The organism is Candidatus Paceibacterota bacterium, assembly GCA_041661265.1.
In the GTDB taxonomy this organism is placed as follows: domain Bacteria; phylum Patescibacteriota; class Minisyncoccia; order JAHIHE01; family JAGLIN01; genus JBAZUT01.
Genome location: JBAZUT010000003.1, coordinates 163421 through 182179 on the forward strand (window position 1 = coordinate 163421; position 18759 = coordinate 182179).

13 protein-coding genes are annotated in these 18759 nt (G+C 40.4%); 12 read left to right on the top strand and 1 reads right to left on the bottom strand.

Annotated elements, in window-relative coordinates; translation table 11 throughout:
- Window positions 1-29 precede the first annotated feature (29 nt).
- Window positions 30-2117, top strand: a complete 2088-nt coding sequence (lysS, locus tag WC788_03580) for a lysine--tRNA ligase (protein ID MFA6096679.1) — start codon at window positions 30-32, stop codon at window positions 2115-2117.
- A gap of 24 nt (window positions 2118-2141) precedes the next feature.
- Window positions 2142-3449, top strand: coding sequence for a serine--tRNA ligase (gene serS / locus WC788_03585; protein MFA6096680.1), 1308 nt, complete (start codon window positions 2142-2144; stop codon window positions 3447-3449).
- A gap of 18 nt (window positions 3450-3467) precedes the next feature.
- On the opposite strand, the gene WC788_03590 is transcribed toward serS, so the two are convergent.
- Window positions 3468-3809, bottom strand: a complete 342-nt coding sequence (locus WC788_03590) for a hypothetical protein (GenBank protein MFA6096681.1) — start codon at window positions 3807-3809, stop codon at window positions 3468-3470.
- Between the two features lie 41 nt (window positions 3810-3850).
- Here WC788_03590 and WC788_03595 point away from each other — a divergent pair, with 41 nt between their 5' ends.
- The 10 genes from WC788_03595 (at window position 3851) to WC788_03640 (ending at window position 18724) form a co-directional block, all read left to right on the top strand.
- Complete coding sequence (locus WC788_03595) at window positions 3851-4798, top strand: alpha/beta hydrolase (GenBank protein MFA6096682.1); 948 nt, start codon at window positions 3851-3853, stop codon at window positions 4796-4798.
- 148 nt (window positions 4799-4946) lie between these two features.
- Complete coding sequence (murF, locus tag WC788_03600) at window positions 4947-6503, top strand: UDP-N-acetylmuramoyl-tripeptide--D-alanyl-D-alanine ligase (GenBank protein MFA6096683.1); 1557 nt, start codon at window positions 4947-4949, stop codon at window positions 6501-6503.
- Window positions 6504-6582: 79 nt separating this feature from the next.
- Window positions 6583-7839, top strand: a complete 1257-nt coding sequence (locus WC788_03605; protein ID MFA6096684.1) for a DegT/DnrJ/EryC1/StrS family aminotransferase — start codon at window positions 6583-6585, stop codon at window positions 7837-7839.
- 6 nt (window positions 7840-7845) lie between these two features.
- Window positions 7846-8874 (top strand): peptidoglycan bridge formation glycyltransferase FemA/FemB family protein, encoded by a 1029-nt coding sequence (locus WC788_03610; GenBank protein MFA6096685.1) that lies wholly within the window; start codon window positions 7846-7848, stop codon window positions 8872-8874.
- Between the two features lie 16 nt (window positions 8875-8890).
- Window positions 8891-9883 (top strand): hypothetical protein, encoded by a 993-nt coding sequence (locus tag WC788_03615; GenBank protein ID MFA6096686.1) that lies wholly within the window; start codon window positions 8891-8893, stop codon window positions 9881-9883.
- A 195-nt stretch (window positions 9884-10078) separates the two neighbouring features.
- Window positions 10079-10783: a hypothetical protein gene (locus WC788_03620; GenBank protein MFA6096687.1), complete on the top strand. Its 705-nt coding sequence runs from the start codon at window positions 10079-10081 to the stop codon at window positions 10781-10783.
- Window positions 10784-10881: 98 nt separating this feature from the next.
- Window positions 10882-16563 (top strand): hypothetical protein, encoded by a 5682-nt coding sequence (locus tag WC788_03625; protein ID MFA6096688.1) that lies wholly within the window; start codon window positions 10882-10884, stop codon window positions 16561-16563.
- A 27-nt stretch (window positions 16564-16590) separates the two neighbouring features.
- On the top strand, window positions 16591-16911 hold the full coding sequence (locus WC788_03630) for a hypothetical protein (protein MFA6096689.1): 321 nt from the start codon (window positions 16591-16593) through the stop codon (window positions 16909-16911).
- Window positions 16901-17065, top strand: coding sequence for a hypothetical protein (locus WC788_03635; protein ID MFA6096690.1), 165 nt, complete (start codon window positions 16901-16903; stop codon window positions 17063-17065). The genes WC788_03630 and WC788_03635 overlap by 11 nt, the downstream gene beginning before the upstream one ends.
- A gap of 18 nt (window positions 17066-17083) precedes the next feature.
- Entirely contained in the window at window positions 17084-18724 is a 1641-nt protein-coding gene (locus tag WC788_03640; protein ID MFA6096691.1) for a hypothetical protein, read from the top strand.
- Window positions 18725-18759: the final 35 nt, after the last annotated feature.

Below are 18759 nucleotides of genomic sequence, written 5' to 3' on the forward strand. Positions count from 1 at the left end.
CGTTAATGTCAAGTTGTTAAATCACAAAAATGATAAATGAAATTAGAGAAGCGCGCATAAATAAGCTAAAAAACTTGATCGATTTAAAGATCGATCCTTATCCGGCAAGGTCCAAGAGAACGCATGTCATTGCGAACGTTCTCAGAGATTTTGATAATATTCTGAACTCGAATGAAACGATATATCTTTGCGGAAGAACGAGAACCGTACGAGAGCATGGCGGACTTACATTCATGGACCTCGAGGACGAGAGCGGAAAGATACAGCTTTTTTTCAAAAAAGACGAGATTGGGGAGGAAAAATACGGATCCATAAACAATCTTGACATCGGAGATTTCATTGAAGCTCATGGCAATGTGTTTACGACAAAAAAGGGAGAGAAGACGCTCAATGTCCTGGGCTACAAGATCCTCACGAAATCGTTGATGCCGCTTCCGGAAAAATGGCATGGCCTTTCGGACGAGGAAACAAGATACAGAAAACGATATCTCGACCTGGTCATGAACAAAGATGTAAAACGGCTTTTCGGAACAAGAACGAAATTCGTGAATAATGTCAGGGAATTCTTGAACAACAACGGCTATACTGAAGTTGAAACTCCAGTTCTTGAAAGCATTCCGGGCGGAGCGGATGCAGAGCCATTCATTACGCATCATAATAAGCTTGATATAAAATTATACCTCAGGATCTCGCTTGAATTGCATCTGAAAAGGCTTATTGTCGGAGGATTTGAAAAGATCTATGAACTTGGAAGGGTTTTCAGGAACGAAGGGATGAGCACCCAGCATCTGCAGGAATTCACCATGCTTGAATTTTATTGGGCCTATGCGGACTATGAGGATCTGATGAAATTCGTCGAAGAATTCTATGTCACAGTCATAAAGAAAACATTCGGAACTCTTGAGATCAAATATCAGGGAAAGATCCTGAATTTCAACGCACCGTGGCCAAGATTCGATTACAGACAGATCATAATCAAAGAATCAGGCATCGATATCGACAAATATCCGACCAAGGAAGACATGCGGAAGATTTCCCTCGAGAAGGGGATAAAAGTAGATCCGAAAGCGGGCAGGGGCCGGCTTATTGATCAATTATACAAAAGGCTCGTCAGACCGAAACTTTTCCAGCCATGTTTTCTCATAAACCATCCGCTTGATATTTCACCTCTGGCGAAGAAAAAAGATGAGGATAAGGACAAGGTCCAGAGATTCCAGGTACTGATCGCCGGCGCTGAGGTCGGCAATGGTTTTTCCGAGCTTAATGATCCGATAGACCAGAAGGAACGCTTCGAGGCGCAGGCAAGACTCCGCGAAGAGGGCGATGCCGAAGCTCAGATGATGGACGAAGATTTCGTCGAGGCCCTTGAATATGGGATGCCGCCAACCGCAGGATTCGGCGTGGGTATCGACAGATTCCTTGCAATACTCATGGACCAGAAAAGCATAAGAGATGTTGTTTTCTTTCCAATGATGAGACCGGAACAGAAAGTCGAAAGTGGGAAGTCGAAAGTGGAAAGTAATGTCTCGAACATAAATTTGGGCATTGATTCAACAAAAGCAAAAGACATAGTTGATAAATACATAACGGATAAAAATACTAAGCTGCATTCGATCGAAAGCAAGGTGATTATGGAAGGAGTGGCGGAACATCTAAAGCAAGACAAAGAGAAGTGGGGGATAATCGGGCTTTTGCACGATATAGACTGGGATCAGACGAAAAACAATACGGCTGAACATTGCATAAAATCTTCGGAGATCCTAAGGGCTGAAGGCGCAAGTGATTTTCTTATCAGTACCATTGAGTCTCATGGATATGGTTGCGTAAAGAATCCAAAATTTAACGGAAAATCCAGATCCACTGACCTTGAACATCTTTTGGCTGCGTCGGAAACGCTAACCGGACTGATAGTGGCATCAGCCATCATGCAGCCCGACAAAAAACTTGCAAGCGTAAAGTTAAGCTCTCTCAAAAAGAAATTTAAAAGCAAGAGTTTCGCCGCGAATTGCAACAGGGAGATCATAAAGGAATGCGAACTCGCCGGAATAAAACTGGATGAATTCCTGGAGATTGGATTGGAGGCGCTTCAGGGGATAGGCGGGGAATTGGGAATGTAGGGTCTAAATTATAAATATAAAATTATGCTCGACATAAAATTCATCAGAGAAAATAAAGATAAAATAGAAAAGGCCGCAACCAGCAAGCATATCAAAATTGATATTGATGCGCTCCTTGCAGTTGATGATGAAAAAAGAAAACTTCAGAAAAATATTGACGATCTTAATACTCAGAGGAACAAGCTTGCGAAGGATGCAAAAACGGGCAAACCTTCTCAGGAACAGATCGAAAAAGGAAGGAAACTTAAAGAAGAAGCCTTCAAGAATGAAACTGAACTGAAAGAAGTGGACAAGAAATTCCTTGAATTGATGGTAAAGGTTCCAACGATCCCGTCAGAGGACACTCCAACCGGAAAAGATGACAGTGAAAATGTGGTGGTCCACAAATGGAAAGGGCCTACGAATTTTGACTTCAAGCCGAAAAGCTATCTTGAGCTTGCGTCCGACCTGGACCTGCTGGACCTCGAACGTGGAACAAAGGTCGCGGGATATAGAGGATATTACGTAAAGAACGAAGCGGTCCTTCTGCAGATGGGAATGATGATGTTTGCGCTTACGAAACTTATCGGGAAAGGATTTACTCCGATGATACCTCCGACGCTCATAAAAGAGTTCGCGCTTTTTGGAAGCGGCTATTTCGGAGGAAAGGAATATAATCCCGACAGGGACGAGATCTATAAAATTGCAAACGATGAAAAACTTTCGGACGGCACCGTAAAAAAAGAGAATAAATTCCTGGTAGGAACGGCGGAGCCATCGCTTCTTGCATATTATGCGGACGAGATCCTGGAGGAAAAAGATCTTCCCATCAAGATCTGTGGATTCTCGCAGTGCTATAGGAGCGAGATCGGAAGCTATGGAAAAGATACGAAAGGCATATATCGCGTACATGAATTTATGAAAGTGGAGCAGATCTGCATCACGAAAGCGGATGCAAAAGAATCCGACAAGTTGCAGGAAGAGATGATCGGCATCTCAAAAGAACTTCATGAAGATCTCGGTCTTCCATATCGGCAGCTTCAGATCTGCACCGGAGATATGAGCGCAGGGAAATACAGACAATACGACCTCGAAGCATGGATGCCTTCGAGAAATGGATACGGGGAAACAGGATCATGCTCAAGTTTTCTGGACTGGCAATCACGCCGGCTCAATGTGAAATATAAAAATAAAGACGGTAAGAAAAAATACGTTTATATGCTGAATAACACTGCGCTTCCAAGCGTCAGGCCGATGATCGCGATCATGGAAAACTACCAGCAAAAGGACGGCAGCATAGTCGTTCCGGAAGTTCTCAGGAAATTTGTCGGAAAGGACATAATAAAAAAATAAAGCATGACAATTTATGCTTTATGATATTTCAGCTGCTTCCCTGGAAACAACTTTGTTGTTATATATTTTGAAATATTGCTCATATTTGTAGTGAATGTATAACGCTGTACCCAAATTAACATACAAAATATACTCGACAACCCTGCTTCCCAGCCACACATTTTCATAGAAAAAATAATGGTAATTAAGAAGATATACCGCCATTACTGCGTAAGTGGAAAGATGGAAAAGATACAACGCGTGAGCTTTCCATTTTTGAGAATTTACGGTCCTAAGAAACCACCAGGCGAAAGATGCGCCGAATGTAGATAGTACGAATATTCCTGCCCATAGAAGCAATATTATCAACGACCAATCCATTTTTGTAACCTCCTTTTCTAATATCTAGATTATATTAACAAATGACTGCAAATGTCAACAAAATCTCGGAAAGAGACGTGCGAATAAACGATTTGAATGTTCACTACAGAACAGCCGGCAACGGAGAACTTGCTGTAATTTTTCTTCATGGATGGGGGATCGATTCCGAAAGATATACTGAAACCGCAGAATACATGCTTCGCGAAGCCGAAAGCTGCGGCCTCAAGGCTAAAATCATCATTCCCGACCTTCCCGGATTCGGTAAAAGCGATGAGCCGAGATCGGACTGGAATTTGGATGATTATGTCGAATTCACGGATAAATTCATTGAAACCGCAACCCGAGGAAGAGGTTTTGAACTTATTAAGAATATAATGAAAAATATTAACTTAAAGAGCCTTGCTTCTGGAGGTCTGACCTCCAGTAAGGAGGTCAGACCTCCAGTGAAAATAATTCTGCTCGGACACTCGTTCGGCGGAAGAATTGCGATCAAATATGCGGTGAAATATCCGGAGAAGATCGAAAAACTGATATTGACAGGGGCGGCAGGGATCAAACATCCCCTGAAAGTTAAGCAGAAGGTATTGTCTGTCATGGCGAAAATTGGGAAAAAGATCTTTTCCGTGGCGACACAAACTAAGCTTCCAGTTGGAAGATTAGCTTCAGCAAGTAAGGATTTATTATACAGGATCGCAAGAGAGAAAGACTATAACTCTGCCAGCCCAAGAATGAAGGAGATCATGAAAAACGTCATCGAGGAAGATATCGGGCCAATACTGAATCACATAAAAACACCGACTCTTCTTTTGTGGGGAAGAGATGACCACTCAACGCCGCTTTCGGATGGCAACACGATGCACGAAAGCATTCGGGGTTCTATAATGACGGTTATTGATAATGCGAATCACAGCCTGCCATATCAAAAACCGGAAGATTTTGCAAAAATAGCCATCAGCGCCATAAAAAACGAAGCGCAACGCGCTTCTTAAAAGACTTCGGATAGTATCAAACATGTCATAATCAATCCGACGCCTATGGATATCCCGCCGAATCCCGTTCCGAAATAAATTATTGTTTTTTCAATTATTTCATTCGTGTTTCTCGCCTCTAAATAAAATTTAATCGGATTTACCTCTAATGTCAAATTTAGTATTCATATTGATAATATTATTTGCTTTCAAGATATTCCGCGACATCTTATTTTATCTATGGCTCTGGCAGATAAAAGAATATCGGACGGACAGGATGCTCGCACACCTGAAAAACGATCACGAAATGAATAAGAACGGAATTATGTATTTGATCGCGTTTATCCTGATGTTATTGCCACAGATTTTCCAAGAAGACTTCCGCGCTCTGCTGCCGGTCATCATATTATTCTTTGTATTTACAGACTTTTATATCATTAAAGAGATCCGGGACCACGCCTTCAAGCGCCCGGTGCCGACCCTTAAAATCGCGACGATCGCGATCGGAACCGTTCTTCTCATAATCATGCTGACATATCCATTCATAGGGAGTGGCATGATCAATGAAGCCGAGATACCTCTTGTCATCTATATTCTTTTGCCGTCCATAATTTCTCTGGCCGTATTGCTGATAAATCCATTTTTCGATCTTCAGAAAAAACGTATATTGATACATGCGGCTGCAAAAATGCGTTCATTGAAAAAAGTGCGGACCATTGGAATAACCGGAAGCTATGGCAAGACCAGTACGAAAGAATTTTTATATTCGATATTAAGCGATAAATACAAGACCGTTAAAACCGAAGGAAATAATAACACAAACATCGGAGTCGCCTATACGGTTCTGAACAAGGTCGATGACGATTTGGATTTTTTTGTCTGTGAGATGGGCGCCTATAAGATCGGCGAGATAAAAGAAATCTGCGGGATAGCACGGCCCGAGATCGGCATACTGACCGGAATAAACGAACAGCACGTGGAACTGTTCGGTTCGTTGGAAAATACGATAAAAGCGAAATTTGAACTCATCGAGTCGCTTCCGGAAAACGGGCTGGCCGTGATTAATGAAAAATTAAAATATCAAAATGATAAATTACATTTTAAGGTTAAAAAATCAACATACTTTAGCTTGGCTACAGTAAATAGCATCAGAGTCCATCGCGATTATTCGGAATTTGAATACAAGGGAAAAATATTCAGATTGAATCTGCCAGGAAAGCATTATATAGAAAATCTTATGTCTGCTATAATTGTTTCGGAATACCTTGGAATGAATGTTGATGAAATCAGTGATTCTATTTCAAGAATAAAGCCAACCGAATATCTGATGAAAAAACTGGAAGGAACTAACGGATCGATTTTCATTGATGACAGCTATAGCGCTAATCCAGACGGCGTTTTGGCAGCTCTTGACTATTTATGTGAAGCTTTTCCGGATCACAAAAAAGTCATCGTGTTTCCAGGATTTATCGAATTAGGAGATGAGTCTGACGATGCCTACTGTAAATTATTCAAACGAATTTGCGAGGTCTGCCAAACAGCCTATCTCTTAAATAGCCGGATGCGGAATGCGGAATGCGGACATTCTAAAACGAAATTCATCTTTGAAAAAGATTTTACGAAGACTGCAGACATGCTAAGAAACATCCTGGATAAAAACACAGTAGTACTATTCGAAAGCAGAGGCGCAGGAGCAGTGATGCGAAAATTTAAAAACTTAAAATAAAAAAAGGGATTGTTACAGTTATAATTTTCAATTCTCAATTTACAATTTTAGTTAAATCGTAAACAATAACTGGCTAGCCATGTTCAAACGTTTCCAACCTATAGCTGCGGCCCTTGCGCCGAATTATACATTCCGGGATGTTTTGATCGCCATGAAATACGTCTATTTGCCATGGAAATGGGGATCGTTGAAAAGAGGCAACAACCAAGACAAGCTCGAGCTCGCTTTCAAGGAATTTATGGACGCCAGATATGCGATCAGTTTTGACAGCGCAAGATCCGGTTTTTTTGCGATCCTGAAATGTCTCGGAATAGGAGAAAATGACGAGGTGCTTCTGCAGGCATTCACGACAGTTGCGTTGCCGAATGCTATAATGTGGTGCAAGGCAACACCGATCTTCGTCGATATTGATGAAAAAACATTCAACATGGATCCGGGTCTTATTGAAAAACATATCACAAGCAAGACAAAAGCAATCGTTGTCCAGCACACCTTTGGAAATCCCTCAGATATGGACAGGATCCTGAGCATCGCGAGAAAACACAATCTGCTGATCATTGAAGATTGCGCTCATTCACTGGGCGCGGAATACAGAGGGAAAAAAACCGGCACATTCGGAAATGCAGCCTTCTTCAGTTTCGGAAGAGATAAAGTGATCTCGGCCGTATCCGGCGGAATTGTCATCACCGCAGATTGGAATTTGGGCAGATCGATAACGGATTTCAGAAATAAGCTCCCATACCCATCCGATAAGCATATTTTCAGGCAATTGCTTCATCCTATGATCACAACGAAATCACTGAAATTATATAATTTCTTCGGAATCGGAAAGTTTATGATGTATGCCATGGCAAAATCCGGCATTCTGACCAAGGCCTATGATATCAATGAGAAGAAAAACATCATGCCACACGGGTTTCCGGCGAAAATGCCCAATGCTCTTTGCGAGATCGCTCTTCATCAGCTCAAGCTCGCCGATGAGTTCAACGATCACCGCGCCAAGATCGCCAGCCTATATACTCATAGGCTAAAAGACGAGGGAGAACTTTCACTTCCCGAAACGACGCACGGTGCAAAAAATATTTTTCTCTGGTATACGATCCTGACTGAAAACAAAAAACAAACTATTGCCAATGCAAAGCTGTCAAACATATTTCTGGGCGACTGGTTTCCGGCACCTGTCGGACCCATCGAAGTGGATCTCGAGAGATCCGGATACCGACCCGGAAGCTGTCCCATAGCCGAAAAAGTTAGCTCAAAATGCGTCAATCTTCCGACGAATAAGAACACGAGCAAAGACGACGCGATCAAGGTCATCAATTCATTAATTCAATAGCCAATCATGGAAATAAGAGAAATATCAAACAAGGAAGAATGGGAAAAATTCATCCTAAACGAAAGTCCCGATACATTCCTGCAAAGCTGGAACTGGGGAGAAATAAACAGGAACACAGGCGATAGGATATGGAGATTTGGGATCTATGAAGACAATATTCTGCGATCGGCTTTTCTGGTCATCAGAATAAATGCAAAAAGAGGATCCTTCTTGTTCATCCCGCACGGACCGATCGAAAATAATTTAAAAATGAAAATTAAAAATGAAAAATTGTGGAACACTTTTTTTGAATATTTGAAACAATTAGGAAAGCGAGAAAGGGTTGATTTTATACGAATAAGTCCGATCCTTGAAAATAATGAACAGAATCTCGAGATATTCAAATCCGCCGGGTTCAAAGATGCGCCAATCCACATGATGCATCCGGAGATGACCTGGCTTTTGGATATATCTAAAAACGAGGATGAGATCATGAAGGGCATGCGCAAGACGCATCGCAACCTCATAAGAAGAGCTGAAAAAGAAGGCGTAAAAATAATTCAAGGAACCGATGAAAAATATCTGAAAGCATTCTATGATATACACATGGAAACCGTAAGACGCCATAAATTCGTTCCATTCTCCTTCGACTATATACAAAAAGAAGTGGATCTTTTCAAAAAAGACGGACAGGTGTCCATATTTTCGGCGGTTTATAATGAGGAAATTATCTCATCGGCTATAATCGTTTTTTATGGAAATGAAGCATTCTATCACCATGGCGCTTCTTCCTCGAAATATTATAAGGTTCCTGCGTCATACCTCGTACTCTGGAATGCGATCAAAGAGGCAAAGGGCAGGGGGTGTACGATATTTAATTTTTATGGCATCGTCGAGAACAAACCCAAGCATCCATGGACAGGGCTTTCGAATTTCAAACAAGGTTTCGGGGGATATAAAAAAGAATTGGTCCATTGCCAGGACTTTGTTCTGAGAAAAAAATATATCATCAACTATTTCGTTGAACACATGAGAAAGTTGAAACGCGGATATTGATTATTTGAGCTTTAATTTGCCTACTACAATGTTCATATTCAGAAAAAAAAGACGGCCTTCCGGACGGTTCAAAACACCGATCTATCTTAAGAACCGCAATTTTCACTATTTCAGCAAAAAAAGAAGCACCATCAATTACAAGATGGTATCTGTGTTATTTCTACTTCTCCTTTTTTCCTATTTCTTTTTCTTTTCGGGATTCTTCAAGATCAAGAACATTGTTATTGAAAATAACGTCAATCTGAAAAAAGGCGATCTGATAAGATCAACCGAGGAAAGCATTTCAATAAAATTGATCGGTGTCATCCCCTCGGATAATTTTTTTATTGCAGATGAAAACTCCATAAGATCTTTCCTTGTCGACAGATATCCCATGCTTGAAAAAGTGGAAATAAAAAAAAGTTCATACAACTCGCTGACCATTGATGTCAAGGAAAAGGGATCGAGGATCATTTGGTGCAGACCGGAAAACTGTTTTTATCTGGACGGGAATTCTGTCGCGCTTGCGAACGCTAAAGAAGAATTGAAACTGAAAGACAAACCGATCAAGATATTCGAACAAAAAGAGATCGAAGAGGAGATAGGAGATGAACAACCGGATAAAGCCGCAAATGCCCCCGAAAAAGCAACCATATCGACTACAGACCCTTCCGCGGAAAACAAACCCGATGAGGCAAAAAGAGAACCTGAAACTGCAGTTGAAACTCCCATAAACATCGGTGATCGCGTTGCAGATGCCAAGTTCGTCCAATTCCTGGATGATCTCGACAGGTTGATCGCAAAAAAAACCAGCCTGCAGATCAAATATTACAAAACAAAAGGAGTGGAAACGAGAGAAATTATAGCATACACCGACAAAAATACCCGCTTATATTTCGACTCTTCGGCGAGCCCGGACCTGCAAACTGATTATCTGACGTCTTTTTTGAACGAAAGCGTCGATAAAGACAAGATTAGCGCGCTAAAATACATCTATCTCAAATCGGATAATAAAATATTCTACAAATAGCGCGCCAAAGGCTTGTTCCGCGGACATCCAAAGTTAAACTTTCCGATGCCGCACTCCGTTTTGCCGAGACTTGACAGAACTACTTGTTCATTGATCCGAAAAGATGCAACGCAGGCATTTCAGAAATATGATAAAATTGTTATTTATTGAAATAAATGTTATAATTAAGCATATATTTTATATATAAGATCTTCTATGAACGATGATAATATTAAAAAACGGCCAAGCGATTCTTCCGAAGTTACGGATGAGGCAGAAGAAAGTGAACAAAAAAACAGCAGTTCGGATGATGCATATTTCAAAGACATTGAAGAATTGGAGAAGGCGAGAAAAGAACGCGAGGACAGAAAGAAAGAAGAACTGGAAAGATTGCGTAAGGAACGTTCCATAAAAGGAAAGGAAGATGATGAAAAAGGCACTGAGGGGAAAGAATCATCGAAGGATGGCGCAATAAAAATCGGAGGACAGTCGGTATCAAGGGTCAAAAAAGAATTTTCAACGGAGAAAAAACTGTTCAGACATAATAAAATGTTCGGTTTCAGCGGTTCCGGAGCCGTAAAAATAGATAGGGCACTAAAGAAAGCCCATATCAATACTGACAAAAGAAGGGATCTCATAGATGCTTTGGCAGCATACAATCCGAGCAAGACACTTCTCAAGAAGAGAGATTTCGTGTTGTTTGCGAGAAAATTCAAGAGTAAAAATTTTTCCGGGTCGCGATTCAAGCAGGCATCAAAGACCCTTGACATCAAAGGCATGAGAAAGGAATTTTCAAAAAGAGACCTGAACAAGTTCAGAATGGCCGTAACCGGAGAATCCGATGCGCACAGATACCAGACAAAGACCGAATTCACTAAGGCCGGAAAACCGGACAGAAACGCGCCTACAACAAAAAAATGATTATTTTTTAAAAGAAATATTGAAACTTCCTCCATATTGACTAAGTTGGGATATTGTGGTATAATGAAAAGTCAATATTTACCCCTAAATTCAAATCTATGGAATTTCGAGGAAATGAAGACCCTAAGAGTTCAGCTGAACAGCTAAAACGTTTTGAAACTGAAAAAGAAAAATTAGAAACCATATATGATTATTTGATCAATGGCAAAGACAAAGAGGGAAACGAAATAACCACCAGGGAGGGCAAGAACAGGGCAAAACAAGATAAAAAAGAAATAAAAAGAAACATTACGGAGCTGACAAATAAAATTAATGTTATATCTGCAACTTTGGGCAAGCATCAGGAAGAAAGCTCAACTGATAAAAAAGAAATTGAAGAGCAGGGCGACGACAAAGAAACTGGCGCAGAATATTTCGGAAGCAGCATGGAAGATATCAGCTTGGTTGCAAGCACGATATTGGGTGAAACAGATAAAACTGTTGAGAAATTGGACTCCAGAGGATCACAAAATATTCAGAAACTGGAAAATGCCAAAGCAACTCAAAAAGAATTGGGTGAAGCGAAAAAGAATGAAGATCAAATCAGCAGCGAGAGTAAATCTGAAGCTGAAAAACTCAAGAGTAAGCTTTTAGAGCTGACATTTCCGGAAATGGTCGCGGTTGACGGTTTGGACAATCAACAACTGGAAAACAAATTAAATGAAGTTGAAAATTTTCTTAAAATAAACAAGATCGATGTTGCATTTGAAGAAGATCAGGAGATAAAGTCTGATGTTGAGAAGAAACTTTCAAAAGCAATGATTGCGATCGGCGCATACAGAAGGGATCTGCTTCAGAAAAAACTGGGTATCGGTGGGATTGGCGACGACACGAAAATGCCGCCGAGTGAAAAACTTGAAATTCCAAAGCATATCGACTTGGATTTGAAAAATAACGATAATCTTGAAGCACTAAAGCCAATCCTTGAAGAAGGCAACCACCATGAAATTGTAGCGGAAATAATGAAAATTGCCGGACTTAAACCGGAAGAATTGCAAAATTTTGATTACCGGATCGAATCAAACAAGGATAAATCGACAGCAGAGATAGTATTCAGCAAAAAAGATTCAATGGATAAAGAATTTACGATTGCAATTGACCTGAGCGGCGGAAAAATTGAAAAAATAACTGACGAAGACCGATTGCGCATGTTCAATGAATTGACAGATCTCTTTGCCGAAAGAGGAGACCTGATCAAGCAAAGGAGTAACGCCAAAGACAAAGAAGAGATCCGGAGAATCGATGCGGATCTTTCTGCGGTTAACTCCAAGCTTGATTCTTTATATAAAAAAATAGACAGGCCGGAAACAATAAGCGCGTTTGATGATTCCGAAAAAGATAAAATAAAAAAGATCGGAGAAATTCTAAGATCGGCAAGGGTTACCGACAGTTTTGACTATATGTCAGGAACAGGGTCTGCTGATCTCGTTGAAGATACCATCAGAAAACGCGGAGGATTCAAACGTCCCGACGATCCCAAAAAAGAACAGCAAGCACCCCAAGAGAATATCAAAATCGGACAAACATATGAGTGCATTAATCCTTATTTTGATTTTTATAAAAAAGGTGATTATATCAGAATTGCGGAACGACAGAATAATCAGATCAGCCTGATTGAAGTTGACAGTGACGGCAAACAACTGAGCAGGTCAATCATTTCAGATAATGATTCAGAAATTGATGAATTTTTAAAATGTTTTAAGGAAATCGATCTTGAGCCTAACTCGAGCGTTAATAATAATGAAAAAACTATGGAACAAATACCCATCGAACCTATTTCGGGCGCCGAATCTAACGATGATAACTTATCCATCGAACGTTTTGATTTTGAAAATATCAGCGATAAAGAAGATTTATCAAATCGCCTGTTTGAATTTGGAAAAAAACTCGAAGAAAGCAATCTGCGGACAGAACGCGAGATTTCAACAGATCTTTTGTTGTTTCTACAAAACAAAAGCTTGGGCCACTTGGAATCTGCAAAAATGCAAATCGACAAGTGCACAAACGAAAATGCAAAAAATAAACTGCAGGAACTCATTGTGAAATGCGAGGAGATCGTGAAAAATGAACCAAAACCGAAAGAAGACAATAAAGCGGAAAAAACAGAAACTGAAAAATTTGAAGATATAAGAAAGAAATGGAAATGGTATGAAAGTGTAATAGATGGATGTGAAAATCACCCAGATTGGAATATTAAAAGAATAATAGAAAATCTTGAATATTTTACTTCTCATCCATTTTTTAAAGAAGATTTATTGGAATATGGGCTTGACCAGAATGAAAATAATCGTAAAACGGCAGAAAATATTAGAAATGAAGAATTGAATAAATCAATTAAGATGTTTGAGAAGTGGATAAGTGTTGAAGATGATTTTATGAAAAAAAGCGAAGAAATAAAAAAGACATATAACGAATCTTCTGGCAATAGAAAAAAGGAAGATATAATCAAATCCTTAAAAGAGAGTTTGGAAAATTTAGACAGCTCTGTTTTGGATGGCACCGAATTGGAAGATAATGACGAGAATAAAAAAACAGGTCTTGCAATTCAGTCAAATATTTTTAGAAAACTTTTAGAAGAGCTGGAAGGCAAAAAAGAAGAAATTGCAAAAGCGGAGCCAATAAAAGAAGGGGAAGAACAAAAGCAAAGCAAAGAACAGGAGAATGGAAGTCTTTTAGGCATAAAAATCAAGACAGCCGAGGATGTCGGAAAAATGACCAATGATGAGTTTATGAGCGCGGGAGGCGAAGCATTTGCAAAATACGAAGAGCTCGAATCCGGCAAAGATTTTGAAACACTGAAGACCACTGATGAGTTTTTGGTGTTTGCCGGATATCTGAATATTCTAACCTCTGAACACGACAAGCGGACGAGGGAAGGAAGGATCGAAGTCAAGAAGCATAGGATCGCTTCCAACGAAGAAATTAACGCGCTTGATATGAAGAGCCTGCAGGAAGAACTGTCCAGAACTGAAATTTATCTGAATTACATAAAGACAAACAAAAGCCAGGAAGACTGGTTCAGTTCGGAGTTCAGTGACTATGGGCTATATCAGCAAAAACTTGAAAATAGGATAAACGAAATAAACGAAAATCCCAGCGCGAGACCTGCCGAAACTCCAAAGGAAACAACAAACGAAACAGCAGAGATCGAAACAATGAGCGATGAAGATATCAAGAAAGAAACCGATACTGATGCTCTTCAGGAAAAGATCGACGAAACCATCGACTACCTGAAAAATACTGAAAACATATCCGAAGAAGACCATTCGAGGCTTTCCGTGTATATAGATAATCTGCAGATCAGGAAAAGCGAATTGGAAAAGATATTGATCAGCAAGGGATACAAAAAAATAAACGCGGGAATTAAGGATCTGAATAAAAACATGATACAGATCGAACGGACATCCGAAACACAAGAGATTGAAAACATCAAAAATGCAAAAACCGTAAAAGAGCTGAGCGATGGAATCAGGAATATCGAAGCCAAGGGCTTTGACGGAAAGGATATCGCCAACATCAAGAAACTGAAAGATGTCATGGAGAACATATTCTCTCAAATTGCAGATGAGAAAGGCGGAAAGCTCAAGAATGACGTAAACTCGCCGGACTTCAGGAATATAGTAACCGATTCCGCCAAAGACGCTACGGCAAAATCGTATATCGTGGCGTTATTTGCAGCGATCGAAAATATCAGATCAGAACGCAGAATTGAATTAAACGTCGGAGATAAAATAAGAATGAAAGAAAAAGACGGACAGGTCCGCGATGGATGGATCGTGACAAAGATCGACGGCAAAAATGCCGAAGTTCAAAACGATAAAAACGGAGAGATTCTTGAAACGACCCTTGGCGAATTGGCCGGCTGGCAGGACGATAAGCTTATGGAAGAAGCAAAGAGAATAAAGGATAAAGAAGAAGAGATCAAGCTGAGAGAATATGAACTGCAGTTAAACGGCGGCGAAACAGAAAAGGACGAGAAACTGAATAAGCTGAAAAGCGAGCTGAAAGAATTAAAGGGAGTTAAGACCGGGAAAGATGAGAAAAAGGAAGGGCCTCAAACCTATGGGGAAATCGTTGAAAACATGAAAAAAATGGGAGAATTCCTTGAAAAAAGAAAAGTTGAACTTTCAAAGATCAATAGCGACGAACAAATACAGAAGATCAAGGACAAGGTCAGCAGAGGCGAGAAATTGAGCGAAAAAGAAACCTCACAATACAAATCGATGTTCATGGCAAAAGACGAGGTTACGATCTCCGAGATCGGCATATCTGCGATACAGAACGCAGACCTGTACAAGATCGACCTCCCATCCCTATCGCATGAGGAAGCAATGAAAGTTCTGGATCGGCGCATAAAAGCCAGTAAAGTGGATCTTTTTCTTCATGAGAAATTGAGAAGCTCCATTCGTTCCTGCAACGAAAAAATATCCCAGATGGATGAGGGAAGACGTGGGGTATATGGCGCAATCGCAGACGGCATTTTGCGCGCCGCAAAACATATCCCGATCATAAAGAATTATACTTATCCGAATCTCGAAGCAAAAACAGAGCAGGAAAAGAAAAGAGAAGAAGGCATCAAAGAGGGAGCGACCGTGAGCATAAAAGAGAAAAAAGGTATAAGTGAAAAATGGAAGATCGTGAAAATCGAAGGTAATAAGGTTATCGTCGAAAAAGAGAACAGGGCCATGAAAGAATTCAAAGAAAAAGATCTGATGAAATGGAACAGCATAACCGAAAAAGGTAAATTCAAAAAAGGCGACAAGATTAGGGTCATGGTTGACGGCAAGATCGGAACTGATTGGGTCATCGAGAATGTCGAAGACAATAAGATCTTGGCTGCAAACGATAAAGCCAAAACGGAAAAAACGGTCAAAAAAGAAGATATCGTCAGCATTCAGGAAAAAGCCGCGGACAAGGAAAGCTTTAAGGATCTCCTGAGGGAACTGAATGAGTTAAAAAGCAAGGATCTGGATATGACAAATATCAAAGATATGGCAAGTTTTGACAAGACATCAAAAGCATTGAAAACCAAATTCAATGAGATGTCGCAAAAAACGTCCTATTTTGAGGGTTTGGAAGATAAAGCGAAGAATGACATTGTGAATGTATTCAATATAGACCTTAATTGGTACAATGAATGCGTCAGAAAGAAAAAGACTGAAGAGAAAATGAAAGATAGGGAGCAGGACAAAAAAGGATTCAACGACAAAGTAGAGCAGCACAAAAATCTTATAAAAAGACTGCCGGATGAACTGAAGGATTTCAAGGAAAGCCTTGAAAAGTTCATTGAATTTGCGAGCCAAACATATCATGAAACAAAATATTCAGACGAACCTGCCGACAATGATAATGAGAAAGAAGAAAAGACTCTGCTGAAAAAGATGTTCACAGGAAAAGAGATCAGGGCGATCAAGGACAGTGAAGATGCTGATGAATTGATCGAGGCTGTTGAAAAATTTAAAACGGAGCTTAAACCTCAAATAAAGGATCATAAGGCCATAGAATCATGCTATTTGGTTTTGGACGATCTTGCCAACGACTCCAAGAGGAACAAAAATATAAGAAAATATACAAGAGATAAAATAAGGGACGAGATAGAAAAAATCGAAGATGACAATGCAAAGAAATACCTTAGAGCGGTTTTGGAGAAAATCGACGGACTGATCACGTCAAAAAAAGCTGCTGTTGGAGACAAGCCCAAGAAAACATCGAAAAACAAATCCAAAACGCGGAAAAAATAGCCACCAAATAATCAATTAACTAAAATTATGAAACTTATAGACGATAAAATGATCGAGGATATAATAGACTCCCTGGGCCTTCGGTTTCTTTCAGTCGAAAAAAGAAATGAGATCTTGACTATGACGCTTGAACTTATCAGCAAGAGGGCCAGCATCAGAATAATTGAAAGCTTAAACGACGTCGAAGTCGGAGAGTTCAGCAACATCCCCAAAAATGAATTTGAAAAAATAGAAGATTTCCTCATTTTAAAGAATCCGAATGCAAAGACCATATTTGAAGAAGAACTTGCAAAGACCAAGAACGATATTTTGAGTTCAAAGATTAACTTAAGCAACAATGAACAATAGCGAAAAAATAAAAAAGATCAAAGAGATCTATGGCGCATTTCACGCCAAAATGAGAGATATAATAAAACGGCAGTCCGATCTTATCGAGAAAATAGGCAGGCATTCGGATAACAAGAAGATCGAACAGGTCCGGAATAAGATCAGGAATTTATAATTTATCATTGTAAAATATATGGCAAAACCAGAGGATACTCTTGATGAAACGAATATTAATAAGAAGGAGGCGAAAGAGATCGGCGTCGAAAACGAATCAGGCGGGGAGGTTTTAGCTGTTGAGACCGAAAAAACGAGGGAAGAAACCGACATGGTTACAAGCGGCGAGAGCATGACCGAAAACAGAATTGCCGCCCTGGAAGCGGAAAGCGATCCAAAAGCAAGTGAATTTCGCGGCGAAGCGGAAACCATCCAAAATGATCGCAGATCCGCGGAATCAACTCGCGACATGGACTTAGATAGACTTGAAGAAACAAATGAAACCGGGCAGGAAGCTGAATCGATGGATGAAGCAACGATAAAAAAATTATTGACCACCCTTGATTCCGCAAAACTGGATGCCCCGGAAAAGAAGAGAGTGCTTGATAAATTGATCGCGTCATACGAGAAATTGTACGGCAGCGCGAATGAGGATGAAAGAACCGCGATATTCAAAGAAAATCCTACTCTCCGGGAAATTGTCGGATTGATCAATAAGATAGATAACGACATAAAACAAGCAGGTCCGGGAAACGAGCATGACAATGAGCCTGACACGGAAGATGTGACCGATGAAACAAATGAGAGCCCTGAATCAGGAGCTGATCCGATCAAAGAAAAGATCAAAAACAATGAGATGCTTTCGGTCGAGGAAGAAAAGATCTTGTTTGATAAATGCGAGAAGATCATTTTAAAGCAAAGGAACGGAGAGGATATAAGCGAGGAAGAGGTCGCCATGGTCATGATGTACCAAGAAGCTGTCGGAAAGGGCCTTACAGCCAAAGGCGCGGAAGTAAATGAGTCGGTAGATAAAGACGTGGAAGAAATAAATGCATTCAATGAAAAAAGCAAGGAAGAGAAAGACAAGGATATCAACGAGAGGCTGGAAAAGATCAAAAGCTCGGGAATAGAACTTAGTGATAAAGCTGAAGATGCTGAGGAACATATCAAGGAACTGGAAAAACAGCTCAAAGACAGATATGACGAATTTACAAAGATGGAAGAAGATATAGAAAAGATCAGAAATACCGAAGGCGTTGACCAGGAGGGTGCGAGAACATTAAAAAACACCATTTCTTCACTGAAAAATATATATACGGACAAGCTGCACATAGAATATTATGAATATTGGATCAAATACCTCAAGGGAGGAGTGGAATCCCTGCATGACTCCCATGCAAAACATAATATTTCCATGAATCAGCTGGAGACGCTTGGCGGGGACCTTGAAAGCGACCTTGCAAGCATAGAAAAAGGCGAATCGGAAGTACTTGCGAAATGGGCACAGTTTATAAAAGATCATCCAAAAACTGGACTTGCGCTTATTACCGCCGCCTTAGCCGCCGGAATCTTACTATCTCCATATCTTGTAAAATTTCTCGGCGCGCCGGAAATTGCAAAGCTTGGCACGGGAGCATTGGCTCCGCTGATGAAGCCGACTATAGCGTTGGGCGCAAAAGCAGTCGGAAGTCTGGCGTCGATATCAGGTTCCGTGGGTCTCGCAGGCATATTTCTTTTGCTGACGAACAGCGAAAAGATCGATGATGCCATGGAATCGATCTGGGGGAAGAAGATCCCCAATTGGGCCTCCTGGGGCCTAAAGAAGAAAGGCCAGAAGTAATTTTGACCCCATATTTTAGTTTTGATATACGTAAC

What these genes read in the sequence shown, in the direction of transcription:
- WC788_03635 (MFA6096690.1), top strand. Translation starts at nt 16,901, where the DNA reads ATGAACAATAGCGAAAAAATAAAAAAGATCAAAGAGATCTATGGCGCA.
- WC788_03625 (MFA6096688.1), top strand. Translation starts at nt 10,882, where the DNA reads ATGGAATTTCGAGGAAATGAAGACCCTAAGAGTTCAGCTGAACAGCTA.
- WC788_03610 (MFA6096685.1), top strand. Translation starts at nt 7,846, where the DNA reads ATGGAAATAAGAGAAATATCAAACAAGGAAGAATGGGAAAAATTCATC.
- WC788_03620 (MFA6096687.1), top strand. Translation starts at nt 10,079, where the DNA reads ATGAACGATGATAATATTAAAAAACGGCCAAGCGATTCTTCCGAAGTT.
- WC788_03630 (MFA6096689.1), top strand. Translation starts at nt 16,591, where the DNA reads ATGAAACTTATAGACGATAAAATGATCGAGGATATAATAGACTCCCTG.
- WC788_03590 (MFA6096681.1), bottom strand. Translation starts at nt 3,809, where the DNA reads ATGGATTGGTCGTTGATAATATTGCTTCTATGGGCAGGAATATTCGTA.
- lysS (MFA6096679.1), top strand. Translation starts at nt 30, where the DNA reads ATGATAAATGAAATTAGAGAAGCGCGCATAAATAAGCTAAAAAACTTG.
- murF (MFA6096683.1), top strand. Translation starts at nt 4,947, where the DNA reads ATGTCAAATTTAGTATTCATATTGATAATATTATTTGCTTTCAAGATA.
- serS (MFA6096680.1), top strand. Translation starts at nt 2,142, where the DNA reads ATGCTCGACATAAAATTCATCAGAGAAAATAAAGATAAAATAGAAAAG.
- WC788_03595 (MFA6096682.1), top strand. Translation starts at nt 3,851, where the DNA reads ATGACTGCAAATGTCAACAAAATCTCGGAAAGAGACGTGCGAATAAAC.
- WC788_03605 (MFA6096684.1), top strand. Translation starts at nt 6,583, where the DNA reads ATGTTCAAACGTTTCCAACCTATAGCTGCGGCCCTTGCGCCGAATTAT.
- WC788_03640 (MFA6096691.1), top strand. Translation starts at nt 17,084, where the DNA reads ATGGCAAAACCAGAGGATACTCTTGATGAAACGAATATTAATAAGAAG.